At 59.8% G+C, this 21,574-nt stretch carries 22 protein-coding genes and 1 pseudogene; 14 read left to right on the top strand and 9 right to left on the bottom strand.

The window, feature by feature from the left end; translation table 11 throughout:
- Nucleotides 1-234: a hypothetical protein gene (locus ACYQ6W_RS19565; protein ID WP_459677685.1), complete on the bottom strand. Its 234-nt coding sequence runs from the start codon at nucleotides 232-234 to the stop codon at nucleotides 1-3.
- A gap of 245 nt (nucleotides 235-479) precedes the next feature.
- On the opposite strand from ACYQ6W_RS19565, the gene ACYQ6W_RS19560 reads away from it, so the two are divergent.
- Nucleotides 480-1,175 (top strand): SOS response-associated peptidase, encoded by a 696-nt coding sequence (locus ACYQ6W_RS19560; protein ID WP_459677684.1) that lies wholly within the window; start codon nucleotides 480-482, stop codon nucleotides 1,173-1,175.
- Nucleotides 1,176-1,343: 168 nt separating this feature from the next.
- Nucleotides 1,344-3,533 (top strand): SF1B family DNA helicase RecD2, encoded by a 2,190-nt coding sequence (gene recD2, locus ACYQ6W_RS19555; RefSeq protein WP_459677682.1) that lies wholly within the window; start codon nucleotides 1,344-1,346, stop codon nucleotides 3,531-3,533.
- A gap of 129 nt (nucleotides 3,534-3,662) precedes the next feature.
- On the opposite strand, the gene ACYQ6W_RS19550 is transcribed toward recD2, so the two are convergent.
- The 4 genes from ACYQ6W_RS19550 to ACYQ6W_RS19535 all read right to left on the bottom strand — a co-directional run bounded on the left by ACYQ6W_RS19550 (nucleotide 3,663) and on the right by ACYQ6W_RS19535 (nucleotide 7,077).
- Nucleotides 3,663-4,160 carry a Ros/MucR family transcriptional regulator gene (locus tag ACYQ6W_RS19550; RefSeq protein WP_459677681.1) on the bottom strand — a complete coding sequence of 166 codons (498 nt, stop codon included), beginning with the start codon at nucleotides 4,158-4,160 and terminating at the stop codon, nucleotides 3,663-3,665.
- Nucleotides 4,161-4,466: 306 nt separating this feature from the next.
- Nucleotides 4,467-5,069 (bottom strand): DUF7713 domain-containing protein, encoded by a 603-nt coding sequence (locus ACYQ6W_RS19545; protein ID WP_459677680.1) that lies wholly within the window; start codon nucleotides 5,067-5,069, stop codon nucleotides 4,467-4,469.
- A 42-nt stretch (nucleotides 5,070-5,111) separates the two neighbouring features.
- Entirely contained in the window at nucleotides 5,112-6,170 is a 1,059-nt protein-coding gene (locus ACYQ6W_RS19540) for a PDDEXK nuclease domain-containing protein (RefSeq protein WP_459677678.1), read from the bottom strand.
- Nucleotides 6,171-6,363: 193 nt separating this feature from the next.
- The gene (locus ACYQ6W_RS19535) at nucleotides 6,364-7,077 is read right to left on the bottom strand and encodes a TetR/AcrR family transcriptional regulator (RefSeq protein ID WP_459677677.1); all 714 of its coding nucleotides are present in this window, start codon (nucleotides 7,075-7,077) and stop codon (nucleotides 6,364-6,366) included.
- 28 nt (nucleotides 7,078-7,105) lie between these two features.
- On the opposite strand from ACYQ6W_RS19535, the gene ACYQ6W_RS19530 reads away from it, so the two are divergent.
- A complete protein-coding gene (locus ACYQ6W_RS19530; protein WP_459677676.1) occupies nucleotides 7,106-7,492 on the top strand; it encodes a nuclear transport factor 2 family protein in 387 nt (128 codons plus the stop codon).
- A gap of 506 nt (nucleotides 7,493-7,998) precedes the next feature.
- Here the strand turns inward: ACYQ6W_RS19530 and ACYQ6W_RS19525 are convergent.
- The 3 genes from ACYQ6W_RS19525 to ACYQ6W_RS19515 all read right to left on the bottom strand — a co-directional run bounded on the left by ACYQ6W_RS19525 (nucleotide 7,999) and on the right by ACYQ6W_RS19515 (nucleotide 9,250).
- Nucleotides 7,999-8,202, bottom strand: a complete 204-nt coding sequence (locus ACYQ6W_RS19525) for a hypothetical protein (protein WP_459677675.1) — start codon at nucleotides 8,200-8,202, stop codon at nucleotides 7,999-8,001.
- A 407-nt stretch (nucleotides 8,203-8,609) separates the two neighbouring features.
- Nucleotides 8,610-9,035 (bottom strand): hypothetical protein, encoded by a 426-nt coding sequence (locus ACYQ6W_RS19520; RefSeq protein WP_459677674.1) that lies wholly within the window; start codon nucleotides 9,033-9,035, stop codon nucleotides 8,610-8,612.
- Entirely contained in the window at nucleotides 9,035-9,250 is a 216-nt protein-coding gene (locus ACYQ6W_RS19515; RefSeq protein ID WP_459677673.1) for a hypothetical protein, read from the bottom strand. Before ACYQ6W_RS19515 ends, ACYQ6W_RS19520 begins: the two co-directional genes overlap by 1 nt.
- Before the next feature lie 8 nt (nucleotides 9,251-9,258).
- Here ACYQ6W_RS19515 and ACYQ6W_RS19510 point away from each other — a divergent pair.
- Nucleotides 9,259-9,489 (top strand): annotated as a pseudogene (locus ACYQ6W_RS19510) (DUF2867 domain-containing protein); the annotation flags it as partial.
- A 36-nt stretch (nucleotides 9,490-9,525) separates the two neighbouring features.
- Here ACYQ6W_RS19510 and ACYQ6W_RS19505 read toward each other — a convergent pair.
- A complete protein-coding gene (locus tag ACYQ6W_RS19505; RefSeq protein WP_459677672.1) occupies nucleotides 9,526-10,215 on the bottom strand; it encodes an IS6 family transposase in 690 nt (229 codons plus the stop codon).
- A 123-nt stretch (nucleotides 10,216-10,338) separates the two neighbouring features.
- On the opposite strand from ACYQ6W_RS19505, the gene ACYQ6W_RS19500 reads away from it, so the two are divergent.
- The 10 genes from ACYQ6W_RS19500 (at nucleotide 10,339) to ACYQ6W_RS19455 (ending at nucleotide 21,365) form a co-directional block, all read left to right on the top strand.
- Nucleotides 10,339-11,292: a helix-turn-helix domain-containing protein gene (locus ACYQ6W_RS19500; RefSeq protein WP_459677671.1), complete on the top strand. Its 954-nt coding sequence runs from the start codon at nucleotides 10,339-10,341 to the stop codon at nucleotides 11,290-11,292.
- 111 nt (nucleotides 11,293-11,403) lie between these two features.
- A complete protein-coding gene (locus tag ACYQ6W_RS19495; protein ID WP_459677670.1) occupies nucleotides 11,404-12,810 on the top strand; it encodes an aldehyde dehydrogenase family protein in 1,407 nt (468 codons plus the stop codon).
- 45 nt (nucleotides 12,811-12,855) lie between these two features.
- On the top strand, nucleotides 12,856-14,484 hold the full coding sequence (locus ACYQ6W_RS19490) for an FAD-dependent oxidoreductase (RefSeq protein ID WP_459677669.1): 1,629 nt from the start codon (nucleotides 12,856-12,858) through the stop codon (nucleotides 14,482-14,484).
- Entirely contained in the window at nucleotides 14,481-14,669 is a 189-nt protein-coding gene (locus tag ACYQ6W_RS19485) for a DUF2783 domain-containing protein (protein ID WP_459677667.1), read from the top strand. Before ACYQ6W_RS19490 ends, ACYQ6W_RS19485 begins: the two co-directional genes overlap by 4 nt.
- Nucleotides 14,670-14,702: 33 nt before the next feature.
- Nucleotides 14,703-16,010 (top strand): homogentisate 1,2-dioxygenase, encoded by a 1,308-nt coding sequence (hmgA, locus tag ACYQ6W_RS19480; RefSeq protein ID WP_459677666.1) that lies wholly within the window; start codon nucleotides 14,703-14,705, stop codon nucleotides 16,008-16,010.
- Nucleotides 16,010-17,290: a fumarylacetoacetase gene (gene fahA, locus ACYQ6W_RS19475; protein ID WP_459677665.1), complete on the top strand. Its 1,281-nt coding sequence runs from the start codon at nucleotides 16,010-16,012 to the stop codon at nucleotides 17,288-17,290. The genes hmgA and fahA overlap by 1 nt, the downstream gene beginning before the upstream one ends.
- A complete protein-coding gene (maiA, locus tag ACYQ6W_RS19470; protein WP_459677664.1) occupies nucleotides 17,283-17,933 on the top strand; it encodes a maleylacetoacetate isomerase in 651 nt (216 codons plus the stop codon). The genes fahA and maiA overlap by 8 nt, the downstream gene beginning before the upstream one ends.
- Nucleotides 17,934-17,938: 5 nt before the next feature.
- Nucleotides 17,939-18,892 carry an MBL fold metallo-hydrolase gene (locus ACYQ6W_RS19465; protein WP_459677662.1) on the top strand — a complete coding sequence of 318 codons (954 nt, stop codon included), beginning with the start codon at nucleotides 17,939-17,941 and terminating at the stop codon, nucleotides 18,890-18,892.
- 103 nt (nucleotides 18,893-18,995) lie between these two features.
- Nucleotides 18,996-19,832 (top strand): MoaF C-terminal domain-containing protein, encoded by an 837-nt coding sequence (locus tag ACYQ6W_RS19460; RefSeq protein WP_459677661.1) that lies wholly within the window; start codon nucleotides 18,996-18,998, stop codon nucleotides 19,830-19,832.
- Nucleotides 19,833-19,925: 93 nt separating this feature from the next.
- Nucleotides 19,926-21,365 carry an APC family permease gene (locus ACYQ6W_RS19455; protein ID WP_459677660.1) on the top strand — a complete coding sequence of 480 codons (1,440 nt, stop codon included), beginning with the start codon at nucleotides 19,926-19,928 and terminating at the stop codon, nucleotides 21,363-21,365.
- Nucleotides 21,366-21,574: the final 209 nt, after the last annotated feature.

Raw genomic sequence — 21,574 nt, 5'->3', positions numbered from 1 at the left:
TCAGCCAGCCGAATGGGGCCGGCCCGGCCGGGTCTTGAACAGGATAAAGCCGGAGCGCCGGAGATGTTCCGCCAGCCGTTCCGCCGCGAGCCCTGCCGCGAAATCCCACCCGCCTTTCCGGGGCTTACCGCGCTCGTCAAAGCGCAGCGCATAGGAGATGGCTTCGGCGATCTCGTCGGGCGAGGCGGCCGCAAGGTCCGTGATCTGCACAGGAGGAAGGGGGTCGTCGGCCATAGCCGGAAGCTATGCGGACTCTTCGAACAAAACAAGAACAAGAATCGTGCGAGCGCAGCGCGTTGAAGCGGCCGCTCTGCAGCTCGACACGGATTCTCAACGGACTCAAAGCCGTGCAGGGCTCGCTTGTCTCGCCGCTTTCATTGAGGCGGCGGATCACAAGGCGAGTAGCGCGTCGGGCCCTGGAGCAGGCATGATGCTCGCCATGCCAACCTTGATGGCACGCCATCCGGAGGAAGACGGGCATGTGCAATCTCTACTCGCAGACCAAGGGCCAGCAAGCGATCCGAGAGTTCACGCGCGCTGTCACGGATCTGACCGGCAACCTCCCGCCCATGCCCGGCATCTTCCCAGACTATGCCGCCCCGATCGTCCGGAACGCGGAGGGCGGACGGGAACTGGCGCTGGCACGATGGGGCATGCCGACACCGCCGCAGTTCCTCGGCAACCGGAAGACCGACATCGGCGTGACCAACATCCGCAACACGAAGTCGCCGCACTGGCGCCGCTGGCTTGGTGTCGAAAGCCGATGCGTCGTGCCTTGGACCAGCTTCTCGGAGAATGAACGCCTGCCTGACGGAACCAAGCCGCCCGTCTGGTTCGCGTTCGACGAGAGCCGGCCTCTGGCTTTCTTCGCCGGCATCTGGACCCGCTGGACCTCCGTTCGAAAACTCAAGGAGGGCGAGGTCACAGCCGACATCTTCGGCTTCCTGACGACGGAGCCCAATGCGGAGGTTGGCGCCATCCATCCCAAGGCCATGCCCGTGATCCTCCGGACGCCCGACGAGGTGGACCATTGGCTGTCTGCTCCGGCACTCGAAGCGCTAAGGCTTCAGCGACCCTTGCCGGACGGAAGCCTAAGGATCGTGGGGAGAGGCGCTAAGCAAGACGAGCAGGGCGATATGGAGCTTTTCACGAACCTGCGGCCGCTTGCACCGTGACGGATATCGGCCTCGAATGACGCCTCGCCTGAGAGTTCGCATGCGAGCGATGCCGTACCCTGTTCCTCCCTCTTCTGACACCAGCGATCGTCTCGTCCTCGAGCGGAGCGCCGATCGGCATTTCCCTATCACCCGTCACCGGCATCGCCTCTCTGGCGACACCCCTATATGACGGGTCCATCCTCGTCCCCACCCGTTGAGTCTCTGGCGGGCGCCGTGGAGCGGGTGACCTTCCACAATGCCGACAATGGCTTCTGCGTGTTGCGGGTGAAGGCCCGCGGCCACCGGGACCTCATAACCGTCCTCGGCCACGCCGCCTCGATCTCCGCGGGCGAATGGATCCAGATGGCCGGCACCTGGATCAACGACCGAACCCACGGCCTGCAGTTCAAGGCCAACTTCCTGAAAGCAACTCAGCCGACGACCCGAGAAGGAATCGAGAAATATCTCGGCTCGGGCATGATCAGAGGTATTGGTCCCGTCTACGCGAAAAAGCTGGTGCAGGCCTTCGGCGAGGCGGTGTTCGATGTGATCACGGATGAACCTGACCGGCTCCGCCAGGTCACGGGCATCGGCGCCAAACGCGCGGCCAGCATCATCGCCGGATGGGCCGAACAGAAGATCATCCGGGAGATCATGCTGTTCCTCCACACGAACGGGGTCGGCACCTCCCGCGCCGTGCGGATCTACAAGACCTACGGCGCCGACGCGGTGCAGCTGATCACCGAAAACCCCTATCGGCTCGCCCGCGATATCAGAGGAATCGGCTTCCGGACCGCAGACCAGGTCGCGCAGAAGCTTGGGATCGAGCCGACGGCCATGATCCGGGTGAGGGCGGGTATATCCTTCGCGCTGGCCGAGGCCACAGGAGAAGGACATTGCGGCCTCCCAGAGGCTGAGGTAGTCACTGCGACCGCCAAGTTGCTGGAGGTGACGCCCCCTCTCGTGATGACCGCCATGCAGCTGGAACTCGAAAGCGGCGATCTTATCGCAGACAGTCTCGGCGAGCAACGCTGCATCTTCCTCGCCGGCCTCTATCGCGCGGAACAGGCAATCGCCGCGAGGCTGGAAGCCCTCGCCACGGGCCAGCCACCCTGGTCCGCGATCGATACGGCGAAAGCGATCCCGTGGGTCGAGGGTCGAACCGGCTTGGCGTTGGCCGCCAGCCAACAAGAAGCGCTCAAACTCGCCGTCGCATCGAAGGTAACCGTCATCACGGGCGGCCCGGGTGTGGGCAAGACCACCCTCGTGAATGCCATTCTACGGGTCCTTCGGGCCAAGAGGATCGATGTCGCCCTCTGTGCGCCCACCGGACGGGCTGCCAAGCGGCTTAGCGAAACCACGAAGCTGGAGGGGCGAACCATCCATCGGCTGCTGGAAGCCGATCCGAGCAACGGTGGCTTCAAGCGCAACGAGGACAATCCCTTGAGTTGCGACCTTCTCGTCGTGGACGAGAGCTCGATGGTGGACGTACCGCTCATGCGGGCCCTGCTCCGCGCGCTGCCTGATACGGCGGCGCTGCTGCTGGTCGGTGACGTTGACCAGCTTCCCTCCGTCGGACCCGGTCAGGTGCTGGCTGACATCATCAACTCCGGCAGCATCCCCGTTGTGCGCTTGACCGAGGTGTTTCGGCAGGCCGCAGAAAGCCAGATCGTCGTCAATGCCCATCGGATCAATCGCGGACTCATGCCCGAGCCACAGCCGCAGGATGCGACAGACTTCTTCTTTGTCGACGCCGCCGATCCCGACGATGGTGTCGACAAGCTGCTCGCGATCGTGCAGCGACGGGTGCCAGCCCGCTTCGGATTTGATTCGATCAGAGACATCCAGGTGTTGTGCCCGATGAACCGGGGCGGAATGGGCGCCCGTTCTTTGAACATCGAGCTTCAGAAGGCGCTCAATCCACCAGGCGAGATCAAGGTGGAGCGGTTCGGCTGGACATTCTGCCCCGGCGACAAGGTGATGCAGACCGCGAACGACTATGAGCGCGAGGTCTACAACGGTGATCTCGGCGTCGTGTCAAAGATCGATACGGAGGAGGGCGAACTGGTTGCGATCTTCGACGGCCGTGAAGTGACCTACAGTTTCGGCGAGCTTGACGAGCTTGTGCTGGCTTATGCGACGACGATCCACAAGAGCCAGGGCTCCGAGTATCCGGCCGTCGTCATCCCGGTATTCACCCAGCACTATGCGATGTTGGCCCGGAACCTGATCTACACCGGGGTAACACGCGGCAAGAAGCTCGTCGTCCTCGTGGGACAGCGTCGGGCCTTGGCCATTGCCGTCAAAAACAGCAACTCGCGCCGGCGCTGGAGCAAGCTTGGGGAATGGCTGTCATCACCGTCGCGGGGCGGCTGAGCACAACCTTATAGGACACCTCGATAGCAAGAGCTGGCCTACAATCTCGTTGGGCTCCGCCCTTCAGACACCGAATTTGAAACTAGGCGTTTCCTTGGTGAGAAAGGCCCGATGCAGTCGGGCCATTCCTCATGCTTCGCTAGTGGATCGCGGCCGCCGCGTTCCTCGACGTCCCTGAGGAATTTTCTGAATTTCAGGTGCCGAGACGGTAGCGGGCACTGGCACCTTTTTTTGCCCCAAACCTATCGATTTAGCGAGAGCAGAGCGCTTCTCAGCATAACGCGGTGCGGTCATAGGATAGCTTTCCGGTAGACCCCATTTGGCTCGATAGTCCTCAGGGGTCATATTGTACGTCACCCGCAAGTGCCGTTTCAGCATAAGTAGCTTTTTGCCATCTTCCAAGCAGATGATGTAGTCGGAAAAAACGCTCTTCCTAATGGGAACAGCCGGCTCTTGGGTAAGGGCCTCGGGCTCCGGCGTGCCCGCCGCTAGCTGAGCCAAGGTGTCGTAAACTGACTGAATGAGCGCCGGCAGTTCAAGCACGGCAATTTGGTGGTTCCCGGCATAGGATGACACGATGGCAGACACATGATGGCCGAGTTCGGTGTCAGGGGCGGGAAGGGCCACACGATTCTCCTGGGCGACGAAAGAAGGAGCAGAATACCTCAAGGCCGGCAGATTGCCACCCTGCGCTGGAAAATCTGTAGCGTGGACGTTGGATATACGTGACTCGCAATGTTTTCGCGCCCGCGCAGCGGGCGTAGCAGGACCAGATTGGCAAAGCGGATCGAGATTTCTGGTCGACGGAGTTGAGTTGGCGCGTATCATGGTTGCGTGGGGCGATCAGCCTTCTTCCCAGCGCCGAAAGCCGATAGTCGCGCGGCGTCAGACCCGTCGCGACATAGCGGACGTCAGTCACTCGCGCGGGGGCAGTTAAGGTGCCTCGCTCCGATCGCGGATTTCCAGGCGAAATTGCCAGCCTTCGAAAGTCATCAGTGAGCGTCCGAAGTCGTCCCAGGAGATTTCCTGGCCGTCGATTACGAGCAGCGGCGTCCGGCCTTCTTCGGCTGCGTCCCATTCGATCCGGCCGCAGACCGTCCGATCAGTGATTTGGACGCCGTGCTCGCCGTTTTCAAGATACCGGACGGACAGGCTGCGGCGCATCCGCTCGATCAGGCGGCCAAGCAGGACCAATGGTTCGTCCGCTGGTTCACCCACGATTTCGAATTGGTACCCACCCGGCACATCGGCCTCGAGTTCAAAAGCCTCGAGAACCATGATCTCCCCCAGAAGTCTCGTTCTGAAATGAAATTCATGTTGGTCCCCGGCGCAGTCGGTCATCACCACGGGGGCGAGCGGGGTGTGCTCGAAGTGCTCCAGACCCAAAGCGCCTGCAACCTCGGCGTTAAAGCAGTTTGTGCAAAGCGCACGGTAGCCGCACTCAATCGAGCCATAGCTCACGACGTCGTATTCTGGCACCGTTGTGCCGCACGCTTCACAAACCATGGTGTCCGGCAGCCCACGATTGTCGCTCATGGCTCGTCCTTCCTTCGCCGAAGCGCATCAAGCGTTCGCCACTTACTCCCGGGAGTTTCCTTCAGCATCCATTCCAGCGAGCTCGCGCTCGATCTGCTCGATGCTAGGCAGGCTGGTTTGCAGTTCGGCTGGAAGCGATTGGGCCAGCTTGTATTCGACGACGCCCATAGGCTGTGATTTATCCCCCAGTGCGTATTCGGCGACCACCTTGTTCCTGCTCTTGCAAAGCAGCAGACCGATGGTCGGGTTGTCATGCTCGTCTCTGACCTGGCGATCGACCGCCGTGAGGTAAAAGCTCAGTTGCCCGAGATGCTCGGGCTTGAATTTGCCCGCCTTCAATTCAACGACGACATAGCAGCGCAGTTTGAGATGGTAGAATAGCAAGTCAATGAAGAACTCTTCACCGCCCACATCCAGCAAGACTTGTCGTCCGACAAAGGCGAACCCCGCGCCAAGCTCTAGCAAGAATTCCGTTACATGCCTGACGAGCGCATGCTCAATGTCGCGCTCCTGTGCCTCGTCAGTCAGGCCAAGGAAATCGAAGCGGTATGGGTCTTTGAGCGATTCACGAGCGAGGTCGGAGTGTGGGGCAGGCAGCGTGGCCGGGAAATTCGTGATGGCAACGCCGCTACGCTCGAGCAGACGGCTTTCGATCTGCATCACGAGCACATTGCGCGACCAGTTGTGTTCAATGGCTTGAGCGGCGTACCATCGCCTGGTCTCGGGGCCAGGTAATTTGTCGAGCAGTGCGAGCTGATGATACCAGGGCAATCGTGCAAGCACCCCTTGCACAAATAATTCGTCTGGCCAAGCCTCGGCAAACGCGCGCATATACTTCAAGTTGCGCGGGGAAAATCCCTTCATATCGGGGAAGGCCGTACGCAGATCCGCTGCCAGCCGGTCAATGACCTTGGCGCCCCAGCCTTGCTCCGCCTGTCGGCCGAGAATATCGCGCCCGATCTGCCAGTAAAGCAGCACGAGCTCGCGGTTAACGGCGAGTGCCGCGCGCTGTTGCGCGGCATGGATGCGCCCCTTCAGTTCGGCCAGCCAATCCGTATAGCCGACCGGGGGTGTGCTGAGAGAAGGGGAAACCTCGGTCACGCCGCTCTCGCCTCCGGATCAGCCATGGCCACGCACATATACCCTTCGGTCCCCACCGGGCGTGCACGCAAGACGACCGTCATCCCCGTGCATCTTGGGGTACGGATGACGTCGTTCCCAATGCTCGCCATTCGGCATCTCCGCGTTTCGGGAGCCCTTGTCAGGATCGGTGGGCGGTGTCGGACGTGTTCGGTCATTCGCTGGCGTCAGCAGTTTCCCACCGCTTCGGCACGGTCGGTCGCCGGCTCCGCTCGAAGGGTTGTCGTGCCTTGGGCGAGGTTTTTCGGCGTAGCGTTGTGAGCATGGCAAGTACGTGATCTCTAAGCGCCTGTTCCAATTCTTGAACGGTCATTCCACCAGCCAGGCTCTCGTCCAGCACATCGATATGCAGCCCGGCCAGCAGCGTATGAGCCGCGTGGCCACAACGCGGAGATCCAGCCTCCGGCGCCGCTTGGTGCAAGCTCTCGGTCAACAGGCCATGCATCCATCGATAGCGTTCTGACTGGAGAAAGTTTGGTCCGATCTCGCGAGCCTTGATGAGATGGCGATTCGCAAGCTTGAAGCGCAGCAGCCCTTCAAGGAAGGCTATAGCGCGCGTTGCAGGATCAGTGTGTGGCCCAAGGGGAGGTGGGCCGTGCTCGACCGCTTTGGCGAGAGGTCCCAGCTTGGCCGCCCAGAGCGCATCAAGCAGCCCATCGCGATGACCGAAAGCGCGGAACAGAGTGGCCTTCCCGACGCCAGCCTCTGTCGCGATCATGTCCATGGTGACGCTGAATGGTGTGTCCGAACGAGCAAACACGACATCAGCCGCGGACAGCAGCCTATCCGGCGCGTTCGCAGGCCGTCCCTTGCGGGGCTTGACAGTTTCGGACTCAAAGTCCGATAAAGAGGAGAATGACGGACTCATAGTCCGGAATTCTTACCAGGAGCATCTCATGTCGCCAACCCCTACCTTGCCCGCCTGGCTCGCCGATGCACTGCAAGCGCTGAAGATCGGCGACATCGAGAGTTACATGACGATCTATGCCTCCGATGGCGTCCATGAATTTCCCTTTGCGCCGGCAGGAAGACCGCAGCGTCTGCAAGGCCGTGACGAAATCGCGGCCTATATGGGTCGTCTACCTACACTCATTCGGTTCGGCACAATGCGCATCCTTTCCGTGCGCGAACTTGGTGATGAGCTGATCGTCGAGGCCCGTGGCAGCCACCACCGCTTACCTGATGATGAACCCTTCGATCTCGGCTATGTCTGGTTCATCACGCATGTCAGCGGCAAAGTGAAGCGCTTTCGGGACTACATGAGCCCGATTGTTGCCGAATAAACTTTGGGCACTCGATGGAATTCGATCGGCGGCCCCGCGCCTCAACCATTTAACATAAATACTCTTCTGCGAGGTTTACGGTGTAAACTCTTGATGGAAATATCCCTCGTCTTTCCCCTCACCGGTACAGGCCTATACACCTCGCCCCGCGTTCCGTGGCACTCGATGAGGTAGACATCCTCCCGCGTGCGCCCGAATTCCGGCGATGCTGCAGGCTCTTTTACCCCGGCCATGGGGTGAGACTGGCCTCGACATGCTCAGGGTGCCTCCTGGGCCCATGGAGCCCGTGAGATGCGCCCAAGCTACGTGCCGGTCTGTGGCTGACCTGGGGCAGCGCCGCTGTGCTCCGTTATGACTGCGGAACTAGAACGTCGGCGAGCCGGCACTGAATTGTTGCCTGCGTATCCTGTCCTCGCCGCACGCCTACAGCTGAAAGCCCTGCGCCCTCCAACGCAAAAGACCCCGCAAGGGGGGGCTTCCGCAAAACCTGCCTAAGGCGGAGGCCGTTAGGCGAGATCATAGTGCTTGAGGTAGGAAGCCCGCTGGTTTGGCATCACCACATCGTTCTGCGCGAGCGTGTAGTGAGCCAGATAGGAAGCCCGCTGGTTCGGCATCACGACACCCTGGCTGCTTGCCGAAGCAGTCTGCCCGGCGAGAGCGGCGCTCGCCATACCGATAGTCAGCGCACCCACCACAAACATGCTTTTCATCGCTCAGCTCCTAAGAGTTCGAAGGGCCGATTTCGGTCCGTCTGGGTGATGATCACCCGTCGAACGGTAATATATGAGGAGCTTTTCAAGATTAGAACACGGATACGACTTATGCGATTCATGAATAAATTGTTTAACTCTCGAACGTTAGAGCCTCTTTTGCATCGTTCCTGGCATCAATGGCCGCTGCTCTCCCGCGTCGACCTGCCGAAATCGTCGCGTCTGATCGCGAACTGCTTTCCCGCTAGAAGCTGCTAGAAGACTGTCTCTTGCGCCTTGCTCTTGCCAACCGATAGCCCTTCCTACCCGCTGGCATCGTGCTCTGGGTCATCGTCCGTGGAGTGCGGGCTTTTTCCGCGTTAGCAATTGTGTGCTCCCGCAGCCACGACAGCGGGAGGCAGCAGGGCCTATGCTTCCGGCGAGGAAGCGACGTCGATACCCGCCTCTGCCGCGCGCCTGCGGAGGGCCGCGGCATCAAGGCGCAGGTAGCGGGTGAGCAATGTGATATAGGCGGCCATGAAGTTGGGACCGTGGCCGTCGCTGTCGTCCTCCAGGGTCGAGGTCATGGTATGAGCCAATTCATGCAGCAGGCACCATGAGGGGCACCGCGGTGGCAGCTCGATGGTCAGCCGATCAGCACGGCCAAGCAGCGTCGCTGCGTGCCACGACAGCGGACGCACCTTGGGCGGATAGCTACGACCGAGGTCCGCCCAGATGGCGTTGACCATGGCTTGCGCCTGGCTCCGCGCGATGGTCGTCGGGTCATGCGGCACTAACGCCGCTCGCTCCCAGGCATAGACGCGGCTCCGTTGATAGTCCCGTGCCAATGCCATCACCGCAGCAGCAGCGACGACCCATCTTCGAGGGGCCGGCGGAGGTTGATGCCATCTCCCGCCTGTCGCCCAGTCGCGAAAGCCCGCCGATCGAAGATGGTCGCGCTGCTCTGACGGGCCTGCAGCCTGATCTTCGTCTCGGCGAAGGCGGCTGCAACCGTCGCCTGCTTGGCCAGGACGAGAGCGGTGCCGCGGCTTTCCTTGGCCCGCAGCACCGTCTCGCGTGCCTCGTGAAGCGCGTCGAGCCGCTCGGACAGCCGGGCGGCCAGACCTGGCGCGCGAGGCTTTGGAACATCCGCCGGCCTGGTTTCGGGAGTTGCTTGGCATTCGCGACGCTGTCGTGTCGGTGGGTGGCGTAAAATCCTCCCGGCGGATACGGAAGGATGCCGCATCCGAAGGTCTCGCGACCATGGCGTTCTTTCCTGTCCTGTCGCGTTCGGAGCGGGAGCTTGTGCTGGGGGAAGACGATCGGCACCTCGATTTCAGGGCTTCAGTCCTGGTAAGGGTTGCGGCGGACGGCGAGACGCGCGACCCTGTAGTTCCTGGCGGTGCTCCGGTGACGTCGGGGATGGAAGTGGCCATAGATGAAAGCATGCGCCGACAGGAAGCACTGCGCCTGCGATGGCGACTTGAACCTCTGCATCTGCCGCTCTCGTCGGCGGGTTGGTCGGTGGGAATTCTCCGCGCGATTGTTGAGGTAGCGGCTCTTCCGATGCTCGACATCAGGCAGCAACTCACGCTTTGCCACGCTATAGCTTCCCAGCCTATCGGTGATCAGGACACGCGCTACATACCGTAGACACTTCAGCAGCCGCCTGAAGAAGCGCTTCGCCGCCCCGGCGTCGCGGCGGCGCTGCACCAGGATATCGAGCACGATGCCGTCTTGATCGACGGCGCGCCACAAGTAGTGCAGTTCGCCCTGGATTCGGATGAAGACCTCATCCAGGTGCCATTTGTCACCGGGTCTGGGTCGGCGCCGGCGCAGACTGTTCGCGAAGCCCGCGCCGAACTTCAGGCACCACCGCCGAATGCTCTCGTAGGAGACGATCACGCCACGCTCGGCCAGGATCAGCTCGACATCCCGAAAGCTCGGGCTGAAGACCTGATGGAGCCACACCGCGTGGCTGATCAGCTCGGCCGGAAAGCGATGGCGATAGTGCGGGTCGGGCGGCTTCTTCATTCCTCTATCCTTGCCCAGAACCGGGCCGCCCGCCAGCTACCGTGACAATGCCCAATTAGGATGGCAATCGTGACAAGGTTATGCTAGAGTTTCAAAAAGCTCACGCCACTAGGCTTCTGGCCCGTGCATTCACATGTAGCATCCCGATCAAGACAGCTTCGCCGCCTAGATCTTGATGACTGGCGTGCGGAACTTCAGTCTATCTGCGGCCGGTTCGAGCCCGTTGCAACGGGTAGTGAAGGTGTCGGTGGCAGAGCGACCCGGAAATCGGCTGGTGGGCTTGATTGCGCGCGGATCATCCACAACGCGCCTCGTATCTCTCGCAGCCAGGAAGACATCCGGCGTGATCAAAACGAATACTTCTTCCTGATCCTGCAGAAGGCAGGAACTTGCGAGATGGATCTTGGTAGAAGCTTGGTAAGACTTAACCGAGGGGACGTAGTTCTTATCGACTCTACTCTACCGCTCGACTTCCGCTTTTCGGGCGCTCTTTCGGATCAGCTTTCGCTGCACTTGCCACGGCAGATCTTACTGTCGTCGGGCAGTGTTCCGGCTATTGGTAGGGTGCTCGAACGGCGGGACGCGATGTCGGGAGTGCTAAGCGGCTTGCTAGAAACTTTGCTCGATGACACCAAAACAACGGCCACCGCAGCCCGGACATTGCGCGAGCTCGTTTTGAGCAGCGTGCGTCTCTCTTTCACGCAACCGACCGAGCATGCGTGGATTGATCCGGCAACACGTAGCCGACTCGACCGAGCGTTGGAGCTAATCGACCGTAACCTCACGGATTCAGGACTTACCCCACCTTTTGTAGCGGAAAGCTTGGGCGTCTCGCTTAGGCGCCTTCAAGAAGACTTTCAAGCGATTGCCACGACCTGTGCGCTTACAATCCGCGCGCGACGCTTGCGCCTCGCGCGAGAGAGGCTCATTGCCCACGCGAGTGCCCCTGATAGAGGTTTAAGTATTAGCACCATTGCCTTCGACTGCGGCTTCAGTGACATCTCCTATTTCAACCGCTGCTTTCGCGCCGAATTCGGCTGCCCTCCTGGCGCCCTTTTCGTTCAAAGACAGAGATAGAAATTCTAAGCGCGCCGCGTCTGAGTCCAATCATTGGCGCGCCTCAATCCAAGACGCTTATCCTAGCTGCGCCGCTAAACTCTCTCAAAAGCAAGTGGGAGAAGAAGCGCCATGTCCGATTATGCTATGGTCATTGATGGCAGCCGTGTCGTTGCTCCAGAATCCATAGACATCCGTAATCCGGCTGATGGAAGCCTCGTCGGGCAAATGCCCCTTGGCAATCAAGACGCATTGAACCGTGCCGTGGTCGCTGCCCGCGCGGCATTCCCTTGCTGGGCCGCGCAATCGAGCGGCGAGCTTGCGGCTATCATTGACCGGCTTGCAGATGCGATCGCACTCCACTCTGAGGAGCTGGCACTTCTGCTCACCCTCGAGCAGGGTAAGCCGCTGAACGGCCTCGGCTCTCGGTTCGAACTCGGGGGCGCCCAAGCTTGGGCACGGGCGACCGCAGAGTTTGATCTTCCGGTCGAGGTCCTTCAGGACACGCCTGATGGGCGGGTCGAGTTGCATCGCAAACCGATCGGCATCGTCGGTTCTGTTACGCCATGGAACTGGCCGGTGATGATTGCGTGCTGGCACATAATGCCCGCGCTGCGCGCAGGCAACACGCTTGTTATCAAGCCATCAAGCCTCACGCCGCTTTCCACCATGCGCCTCGTCGAGATCATAAACACGGTACTGCCGCCGGGCGTTGTCAATTGCGTAACGGGCCCAGGCGAGCTCGGTGGGCAGATGGCTGCGCACGAGGATATCAACAAGATCGTCTTTACCGGCTCCACACGAATTGGCCGCACGGTTATGGGCGCCGCCGCCCCGACACTAAAGCGGCTGACGCTGGAACTGGGTGGGAACGACGCCGGCATCGTTCTTCCCGATGCCGATCCCGCAGCAATCGCGGAGGGGCTTTTCTGGGGCGCTTTCATCAACAACGGCCAGACCTGCGCGGCGCTGAAGCGCCTGTATGTTCATGAGAGTCTATATAAAGATGTTGCCGATGCTCTGGTTGCGATCGCAGAAGGCATCAAGGTCGGTGATGGACGGCAGGAAGACAGCGTTCTGGGGCCATTACAGAACGCCAAACAGCGCGACCTCGTGGAGGATTTGGTGGAGGATGCACGCCGTCACGGCGGTCGCGTCGTCGCCGGGGGTAGGCGCACCAGCGATCAGGGGTTCTTCTATGCGCCAACCATCGTAACAAACGTCGATAATGGTATTCGACTTGTGGACGAGGAGCAGTTTGGGCCAGCGCTCCCACTTGTGCGTTACCGTGATCTGGATGAAGCGTTGGCGCGTGCCAATGCCAGCGAATTTGGCCTCGGCGGCTCTGTGTGGTCCCGAGACGTTGAACAGGCGAAAGCGGTTGCCCGGCACCTCGAATGCGGCACGGTTTGGATCAACAAGCATGGCGCCGTGCAACCCAATGCGCCCTTTGGCGGTGTCAAGCAGTCCGGTCTAGGCATCGAATTCGGCATTGAGGGGTTGAAGGAAATGACGACGATTCAGACCGTCCTGGTCTGAGCTGTGGCAGTCAAGGCCCTAACCCTCGGAACCGCTACCTCCGCCATGACAACGACCTATACACAGCCTCGGTTCACCTATCGCCAATCCGCTGAGCAGCGGGATAGAACAATACGCCGTGTTCCCCTCGTCATCGTTGGGGCTGGGCCGGTGGGCCTTACCGCCGCACTTGATTGCGCTCGGCAGGACTTGCCCGCCCTTCTGCTTGACGACAATGATACCGTTTCAGTCGGCTCTCGTGCCGTCTGCTATGCCAAGCGCTCGCTTGAAGTGTGGGATCGTTTGGGGTGCGGCGACAGGCTGGTCGCCAAAGGTGTTGAATGGAAAGTTGGCAAAGTCTTCTTTAAGGATAAGCTTGCCTATCAGTTCGACCTGCTGCCGGATTCTGGGCACAAAATGCCGGCGATGATCAACTTGCAGCAATATTATCTTGAGCATTATCTCGTAGACGCCTTGGCAGACTCGGATTGCGTCGATCTACGGTGGAAGCATCGAGTCACTGCCCTACACCAGCACGACGGCTATGTCTCGCTGACGGTCGAAACGCCGGACGGCGCCTTCACGCTTGAGGCCGATTGGGTCATTGCCTGCGACGGGGCGAACAGCTCGATACGGTCGATGGTTGGTGCGCGGTTTGCGGGAGAGGTCTTCCATGACCGCTTTCTGATAGCCGACATTGTGATGGAAGCAGCATTCCCTCCCGAGCGTTGGTTCTGGTTTGATCCCCCTTTCCACCCGCACCAATCGGTTCTGCTGCATCGTCAACCGGATAATCTTTGGCGGATCGACTTCCAGCTAGGCCCCGATGCTGATGCCGAAGCGGAAAAGAAGCCTGATCGCATTATCCCCCGCGTGCGGGCGATGCTGGGCGATGAGCGGCCCTTCACGCTGGAGTGGGCCTCCGTTTACCAATTCGCTTGCCGTAGGATCGATCAGTTCCGGCATGGGCGGGTAATTTTTGCGGGGGATTCCGCTCATCAAGTCTCGCCCTTTGGCGCGCGGGGTGCCAACAGCGGTATGCAGGACGCCGACAATCTAGTTTGGAAGCTCAAGCTTGTCGTGCAAGGCGACGCGCCAGAGGCGCTGCTCGACACCTATCACGAGGAACGCGCTTTCGCAGCGGATGACAACATCCGTAACTCGACCCAAGCGACTGACTTCATCTCGCCCAAAACACCGGCGAGCCGCCTTTTTCGCGACGCGACGCTCGAGCTCGCACATACCGCCCCCTTCGCCCGCCGGCTTGTCAATAGCGGTCGGCTGTCGATGCCTACCCCCTATGATGACTCATCTCTAACGACCTCCGACCGTGATATTTTCGCGGGCGGTGTCAAACCCGGCACCAATTGCCCCGATGCGCCTATCACCATTGCTGGTGAGGCCGGTTGGCTGTTGAGCACGCTCGGCGGCGGCTTCCGAGTCCTGACCTTCGGCAGACAGCCGACGGTAAGCGCGGTGAGCGTTGGACGCGTCACCGCGTCAATTATCACAGTCGGCAAAGATATCGCGGACTCCGAGGGGTTGCTTACCACCCGCTATGACGGCGAGCCAGGAACCACCTATCTCATCAGGCCGGACCAATATGTTGCCGCCCGTTGGCGTTGCTTCGACTGTAGCCTGATCGAAGCCGCACTCGCACGTGCCATCGCGGTCGACCGGGAGCAAGAAGAATGAATATCCAAACGCTAAACATCCTCGATCCTGACGGATTCTATCGTGAACTCATCGATAGCCAACGCGGTATGGATGAAGCGGCGGCCGCAATGATGAACTGCAAGCTCGTGCTTCTGCTGGCCAACCACATAGGCGACCGCGCGGTCTTGCGCGAGGCGCTGCATCTTGCCCGCGCAAGCGTCTGACACGACATGAACAAGCTTCCAGGAAATATTGCCATGTCACGTACCTATCTTTCCGGCTTCGGCAATGACTTTGAAACCGAGGCCCTACCTGGCGCACTGCCCCAGGGACAGAACTCTCCGCAGCGCTGCAACTATGGACTCTATGCCGAGCAGCTCTCGGGTTCGCCCTTTACCGCACCGCGCGGCGCCAATGAACGCTCTTGGCTCTACCGCATCCGCCCATCGGTGAGGCATGTCGGCCGATTCCACCGTATTGAACTGCCCCTGTGGAAGAGTGCACCGCACATCATATCGCATGATCTTCCGCTAGGACAACTGCGGTGGGATCCGGTACCTATGCCGACCGAGCCAACAACATTCCTCACCGGACTCCGCACCATGACTACTGCGGGCGATGTCTATTCCCAGATGGGGATGGCGGCCCATGTCTATCTCATCAACTCCGCAATGGAGGATGAATACATCTCGAACGCCGATGGCGAACTCCTGGTAGTGCCAGAGTCAGGACGTCTGTTGTTTAAGACCGAGCTCGGCGAGATCGAGGCGGGGCCTTCCGAGATCGTCATCTTGCCGCGCGGCCTCATCTTCTCGGTGGAACCGCTGAACGGCACCGCCCGCGGTTACATCTGCGAGAATTACGGCGCCAAATTCACCCTACCGGAACGCGGCCCGATCGGCGCCAACTGTCTTGCCAATCCGCGCGACTTTAAAACCCCTACAGCTGCCTTCGAGGATCGAGATGCTCCGTGCCGCTTGGTGATGAAATGGTGTGGCGAATTCCATGCGTCCGATATCGATCATAGCCCGTTGGACGTCATCGCCTGGCACGGCAACTACGCACCCTATAAATACGAACTGCGCACCTTTTCACCTGTTGGCGCTATCCTGTTTGATCACCCGGACCCGTCGATCTTCACCGTGCTGACCGCCCCCTCCGGCGAAGCGGGAACTGCAAATGTTGACTTCGTGATCTTCCCCGAGAGGTGGCTTGTTGCCGAACATTCCTTCCGGCCGCCCTGGTTTCATCGCAACATCATGTCCGAATTCATGGGGCTGATTTACGGCCGTTACGACGCAAAGGAAAGCGGTTTCATTCCAGGCGGAATGAGCCTGCACAACTGCATGTTGCCGCACGGACCTGATGCCGAGGCCTTCGAAAAAGCCAGCAGCATGGAACTGCAGCCACAGAAGCTCTCCAACACCATGGCCTTCATGTTTGAGACGCGCCTGCCGCAACTTTTGACTCGCTTTGCGGCCGATCTCAGCACCTTGCGACCCGATTATCCGGAATGTTGGGCGGGGCTGGCTCGCAAGTTTGATGGCACGCCGGGCCTAAAGTGATGCTCCTACGCAGCTGGATCTATAGTGCAAACGCACCTGAAGGAGCGTTTCCGCTCAACAACCTGCCATTTGGCGTTGGCGGTCGCGCAGACGAGCCGGCGCGGTGCATCGTGGCCATTGGTGACCTGGCGCTTGATCTCATGGCGCTAGAACGGAAAGGTTTACTTCGAACACAAGTGTTTCACGAACCTTCCCTCAATGCCTTTATGGCGCTGGGACCGGCCTGCTGGGCTGAGGTGAGGGCAAAGCTGACCAGCCTGTTAGCCGAAGGCGGCGAGAGCGCGCTGCGAGAGGACGCCGCACTTGCTGACACCGCACTGATCCCGCAGGCGGAGCTTCGTATGCGGCTGCCCTTCACGGTGGCCGGCTACACGGATTTCTATGCGGGACGCCACCACGCACAGAACGTCGGCACCATGTTTCGCGGATCCGCGAACGCGCTGCCTCCAAATTGGCTGAGTATTCCGATCGGCTATAACGGTCGTGCCTCGACTGTGGTTGTCAGCGGTACGCCGATCCGCCGTCCGCTTGGTCAAACCAAGGCTGCAGAAGCCGACTTGCCAAGTTTCGGACCGAGCCGACAGCTCGACATCGAGCTCGAGTTGGGCGCCGTGGTCGGTCAAGGCACGGAGCTTGGCTCGCCAGTTAGCGTGGCTGAGGCGGACGCCTTGATCTTCGGCTATGTTCTACTGAATGACTGGTCGGCTCGCGATATCCAGGCCTGGGAGTACCAGCCGCTCGGGCCGTTCCAGTCGAAGGCTTTTGCTACCAGCATTAGCCCCTGGATCGTGACGCGGGCGGCGCTGGAGCCGTTCCGTGTGTCGGGTCCACAGCGAGAGCGGCCGCTGTTGCCCTATCTCCGCGAGCCAGGCCCAATGCTTTATGACATTGCGCTCGAGGTACGGATGCGCGCGGCAGAGCAGGATGCCGATACTGTAATCGCACGTACCAATTACCGAGAAATGTACTACTCGGCTGCTCAGCAGTTGGCCCACCACGCGATTGGCGGCTGCCGAATGCAGGTGGGAGACTTGCTAGGCTCCGGCACAATCTCCGGCCCCGCTCGGGAGAATCGCGGATCGCTCCTTGAACTCACTTGGGGTGGGCGAGAGCCCATCAGCCTCGGCGGTGGAATTGAGCGGCGCTTTATTGAGGATGGGGACATTCTCACGCTGACTGGCTTCGCCCAAGGTGAGGGCTACCGCATAGGGTTTGGCAGTTGCCTCGGCCAGATCGACCCTGCTCCCTTCCCGATTCGCCAGGAATGGCGCGATGACTGACCGTGTTCTTTACGGCTATTTTCGCTCCAGTGCTGCTTACCGGGTGCGGATCGCCCTTAACCTCAAAGGTCTCTCTGTCCGCATGGTGCCTGTTCACCTCCGCAGGGGGAAACAGCGTGACCAGGCCTTCCAGCGTATCAACCCCTACGGGCTTGTCCCGTGGTTCCAAGATAGTAACGGGATCACATGCGGCCAATCGCTGGCCATTGTAGCTTATCTCGATGAAACCTATCCACAGCCGCCGCTACTACCGACAGAACCTGTCGGCCGCGCCGCTGCACGCGAGATCGCGCTCGCCATCGCCTGCGACATCCACCCCATTGGCAATCTCCGCGTGCTCGATCAACTGAGCGAGACTTTCGGCGCCGGTGTCGAGCAGCGCGCTGCCTGGAACCGTCATTGGATGGCGAAGGGCTTCGCCGCCATCGAAAGTGGACTGGCCAAGACGGCCGGGCGCTTCGCGATCGGCGACCGGCCGAGCCTCGCCGACCTCTGTATTGTACCGCAGCTCTACAATGCGCGTCGCTTTGGTCTCGACCTCTCATCCTATCCGCGTCTCGTTGCAGTAGAGAGCGCTGCTCTCGCGCTCCAAGCTTTCGCCGATGCTGCGCCCGAACGGCAACTTGATTTTGAAGAAAGATGATTAACATGTCGACATCCCGCTTTGCCTCGACCGGTGATCTCGCAGAGAAAAAAGTTTCGTTCACCGAGATTGGCGTTGGCCTTTATGCTTTCACGGCGGAAGGGGACCCTAACACCGGTGTCATCATCGGCGACGATAGTGTCATGATCATAGATGCTCAGGCGACGCCGGTGATGGCGGCACGGGTAATCGAGAAAATTCGAACGGTGACCGACAAGCCGATCAAGTACGTCGTGCTATCGCACTATCACGCAGTGCGCGTTTTGGGCGCTTCCGCGTATCTTGCCTCAGAGATCGTTGCTTCCGAGAAAACCAGAGGCATGATTCATGAACGGGGGCAGGAGGATTGGGCGAGCGAGCTCGGTCGCTTCCCGCGCCTGTTTCAGGCAGCTGACAGTGTGCCGGGGCTCACTTGGCCCACGTTGACCTTCAGTGGCCGCATGTCGATCTACCTTGGCGCCCGCCGGGTGGAACTGATGCAGCTTGGCCGCGCTCATACGGCAGGCGACATCGTGGCTTGGGTACCCGATGCTGGTGTAATGTTTACGGGTGACATCGTTGAATATCATTCCGCCTGCTACTGCGGAGATGCCCATTACAATGACTGGCCGGCGACGCTCGACGCGATCGCCCGCTTCCAGCCGACGGCAATCGCGCCTGGCCGCGGCGATGCGCTGGTTGGTGCTGAGCAGGTGGCCGCCGCACTAGATGCGACCCGGGATTTCGTTACCGCCACTTATCGCTCGGTTGCTGCTGTCGCCGCGCGCGGTGGTTCGTTGAAAGAGGCGATGGCGGCTTGCCGCTCGGCTTGTGACGCGCGTTTCGGTTCATTCGCGATCTACGAGCATTGTCTGCCCTTCAATGTCGCCCGCGCTTATGACGAAGCGCTCGGGATTGAAACTCCGCGTATTTGGACTGCCGAGCGCGACCGCGAAATGTGGGCCGCGCTTCAAGCTTAAGTCTGGGCAGGCCAGTGAGGGACGTGATCAAAGGTTGACCATCTGGTGAGCCTCGCAGACGCACATGACAGCCGCATGAACGGTGAATGAATAGGGAGGAAATATGCAAAACACAATCAACAGCTTCAGCTGGAATAAGGATGATTGGGCCGGCTTAAGCGAAATGGCAGAAGGCTTTGATGAGTACCGGCCGCCACTGTCAAAAAAACTGTCGGGACAGGTGATCGAGCTCGCTTGCCGATCAGTCTCCCATCCTGACGTCACCCATCGGCTGAAACACTCGTTTTGTGACGAAGCGGTTGAGTGGACGTCCGAGGAGTCTTCGACTGTCAAACGCGGTGTGTCGTCGTACGAGCTCTTCGAAATGCAGCAGGGACTTTTCTTTCTGCACTATCGGCGTACGGAGGAGGATCATCCCGTAGTCGTCACCATGGCCTTGGATATGGTCACGGGTCAGGTAACCGGGGCCGTCGGCAAACTCGGTCTTGGGCCTAGCCCTCATCTTGCGCGTCAAGATTGGTTCCAGGGGCATGTCGTCGGAACCGGTCACGCCGGTGCCAGTTCACATGAACGGACCCTCGAGCTTATCGGCCGCCGAATTCGATATGCATACAGTAGGGACGATGTATATGACCACGTTTACCTGAACGAGAACCTGTTCACTTGGATCTGCATGGGTGGTGCAGAATTGGGAGTTGGTGACACCGACACAAGCATCTACTGGAAGTTGCGCGAGCAGACGTATCTCTTCTCATGGCTCGAAAAGAATGTGGGCGTCGAAGGCATGGTGCTCATCGATCTTGCGGCTCGGCGAACGGTAGGCATTCAATTTGGATTAGACCAGGCGACCGGTAATCTCGTTAACATAACGATGGGTGCGTATGCGGTTGACTTCGGCAGAGTGCCGGGGGTTGACGAAGTCCGACCATCGCCTGGCTGATCGAACGAATGCGGTGCCAGTATCGCTAGTCAGAGCTGGTGCAGTTTGTCAATTGCCATCTTCATCCCGCGCATAGGCTATGGAGGCTGAACAATGCACTACACAGGTGGAAACGACGCACACCCCCTGCCTATTGACGAACCCGTTACGTTGCATCTCGCCAAGAACAAGCTGGGCGCTCTGGCGATCGCGTTTTTTGTAATTGCGGCGGCTGCTCCCATGGCCGCGGTTATCGGAGCGAGCCCGGTGATATTTTCGGCTGTCGGACCCGCCGCACCCTTGACCTATATCATGGCAGCCATCCTTATTGGGCTCTTCGCCGTCGGTTACTTGCGAATGAGCCTACAGATCACCAATGCAGGCGGCTTTGTTGCCTATATTGCAAAAGGTATAGGCAACAAGTGGGCAACTGCGGGCGCCGGCCTCGCCATCCTGACCTATCTGGCACTCCAGGTTGGCTTATGGGCCCAGTTCGGCGTCTTTGCACAGGTACTGATAGCGACTCTGGGGGGGGCCAACACGCCGCCGCTGCTTTGGATTGTTTTGTTCATCGTTTTTGTGACGCTCCTTACAGCGCAAGGTGTAGACGCAAGCCTGAAGCTGCTCGGTGCGTTGATTGTCTTAGAAACAGCGATCATCGCCATATTGTTGGTAGCGATCGTGGCGCATCATGGTCTCAGTGTGTTCAGTATCGCCGGTTTCACTGCCAAGAACCTGTTTGGATCGGGACTCGGTGTGGCGTTGCTCTTCGCCTTTCTATGCTTCACCGCTTTCGAGGCGACGGTGGTTTTCTCGGAGGAGGCCCGCGACCCGCGTCGGACGATCCCGCGCGCGCTCTACATAGCCATTGCTTTTGTCGCCGCCTTCTATGGCATATCGACCTGGGTTATCGGTGGCGCGGTTGGTATAGACGCCATACGTGAGACGGCCACCAAAAATCCGGCGAACTTCATTTTCGACCTCGCGAAGACAAATGCCGGGAACCTGCTGGCTCTAAGCATGCAAGTCCTGGTCGTCACTAGCTTCGTGGCAATGATGCTTGGCCTTGCTAATATGTTTGCGCGGTACCTTTTCGCGCTCGGACGGGCTGGCGTTCTCTCGACTCGACTGGCAGCAGTTTCTGCCAAGGGCGCGCCCTCGGTCGCGGCCATCGTGAACGGAGTGGTCACCGGCTTGATTGTAGCGGCATGGCTTCTGGCAGGCGCCGACCCGATCGCTGTGGTTTTTGCTTGGTTTACCGCGCTCGGCACCGCGTCCTTCATCTCGATCCTGATCCTCACATCGATTTCGATCGTGGTGTTCTTTCTACAGGCTGGAGTTCCCGATGGTTGGTGGTCCAATGTCATCGCTCCGGTTCTTTCGGTGGTGGGCTTTGTTTATGTCGGCTTTCTGACTCTCAGCAATTATACCTTGCTCAGCGGATCGGGCGGGACGGCGACCTGGCTTCTGGTCGCAGTGCCCGTCTTCTTGCTCGGTGGGTGGGCGCGTGGGGCCGCAAAGAAGTCGATCGATTACGGGGCGCAGATGTTCTAGGGTCAAAACTAAATCAAAACAGATTGATACGTAGTGGATTTCGTGATTCACGGTGGTTGTGGGTCACGGGAGTGTCAGGATGGCGCTGTTCTGGTTGTCGGACGAAGCATGGGCAGTGAACCGCACCGGGTTTCCCGGAGGCCATTTGGTTTAAGTTACGCGGCTAAGGACATGGCCTCAAGGCTGGCATAGTAGCGTGCTTCGGCCTC

The sequence above is a fragment of the Acidisoma sp. 7E03 genome, from assembly GCF_054665075.1.
The sequence above is the reverse complement of the archived record's forward strand: the minus strand, read 5'-3'. Positions and strand labels throughout refer to the sequence as shown.

What these genes read in the sequence shown, in the direction of transcription:
- ACYQ6W_RS19565 (WP_459677685.1), bottom strand. Translation starts at nt 234, where the DNA reads ATGGCCGACGACCCCCTTCCTCCTGTGCAGATCACGGACCTTGCGGCC.
- ACYQ6W_RS19560 (WP_459677684.1), top strand. Translation starts at nt 480, where the DNA reads ATGTGCAATCTCTACTCGCAGACCAAGGGCCAGCAAGCGATCCGAGAG.
- recD2 (WP_459677682.1), top strand. Translation starts at nt 1,344, where the DNA reads ATGACGGGTCCATCCTCGTCCCCACCCGTTGAGTCTCTGGCGGGCGCC.
- ACYQ6W_RS19545 (WP_459677680.1), bottom strand. Translation starts at nt 5,069, where the DNA reads ATGAGCGACAATCGTGGGCTGCCGGACACCATGGTTTGTGAAGCGTGC.
- ACYQ6W_RS19535 (WP_459677677.1), bottom strand. Translation starts at nt 7,077, where the DNA reads ATGAGTCCGTCATTCTCCTCTTTATCGGACTTTGAGTCCGAAACTGTC.
- ACYQ6W_RS19530 (WP_459677676.1), top strand. Translation starts at nt 7,106, where the DNA reads ATGTCGCCAACCCCTACCTTGCCCGCCTGGCTCGCCGATGCACTGCAA.
- ACYQ6W_RS19525 (WP_459677675.1), bottom strand. Translation starts at nt 8,202, where the DNA reads ATGAAAAGCATGTTTGTGGTGGGTGCGCTGACTATCGGTATGGCGAGC.
- ACYQ6W_RS19520 (WP_459677674.1), bottom strand. Translation starts at nt 9,035, where the DNA reads ATGGCATTGGCACGGGACTATCAACGGAGCCGCGTCTATGCCTGGGAG.
- ACYQ6W_RS19505 (WP_459677672.1), bottom strand. Translation starts at nt 10,215, where the DNA reads ATGAAGAAGCCGCCCGACCCGCACTATCGCCATCGCTTTCCGGCCGAG.
- ACYQ6W_RS19495 (WP_459677670.1), top strand. Translation starts at nt 11,404, where the DNA reads ATGTCCGATTATGCTATGGTCATTGATGGCAGCCGTGTCGTTGCTCCA.
- ACYQ6W_RS19490 (WP_459677669.1), top strand. Translation starts at nt 12,856, where the DNA reads ATGACAACGACCTATACACAGCCTCGGTTCACCTATCGCCAATCCGCT.
- ACYQ6W_RS19485 (WP_459677667.1), top strand. Translation starts at nt 14,481, where the DNA reads ATGAATATCCAAACGCTAAACATCCTCGATCCTGACGGATTCTATCGT.
- hmgA (WP_459677666.1), top strand. Translation starts at nt 14,703, where the DNA reads ATGTCACGTACCTATCTTTCCGGCTTCGGCAATGACTTTGAAACCGAG.
- fahA (WP_459677665.1), top strand. Translation starts at nt 16,010, where the DNA reads ATGCTCCTACGCAGCTGGATCTATAGTGCAAACGCACCTGAAGGAGCG.
- maiA (WP_459677664.1), top strand. Translation starts at nt 17,283, where the DNA reads ATGACTGACCGTGTTCTTTACGGCTATTTTCGCTCCAGTGCTGCTTAC.
- ACYQ6W_RS19465 (WP_459677662.1), top strand. Translation starts at nt 17,939, where the DNA reads ATGTCGACATCCCGCTTTGCCTCGACCGGTGATCTCGCAGAGAAAAAA.
- ACYQ6W_RS19460 (WP_459677661.1), top strand. Translation starts at nt 18,996, where the DNA reads ATGCAAAACACAATCAACAGCTTCAGCTGGAATAAGGATGATTGGGCC.
- ACYQ6W_RS19455 (WP_459677660.1), top strand. Translation starts at nt 19,926, where the DNA reads ATGCACTACACAGGTGGAAACGACGCACACCCCCTGCCTATTGACGAA.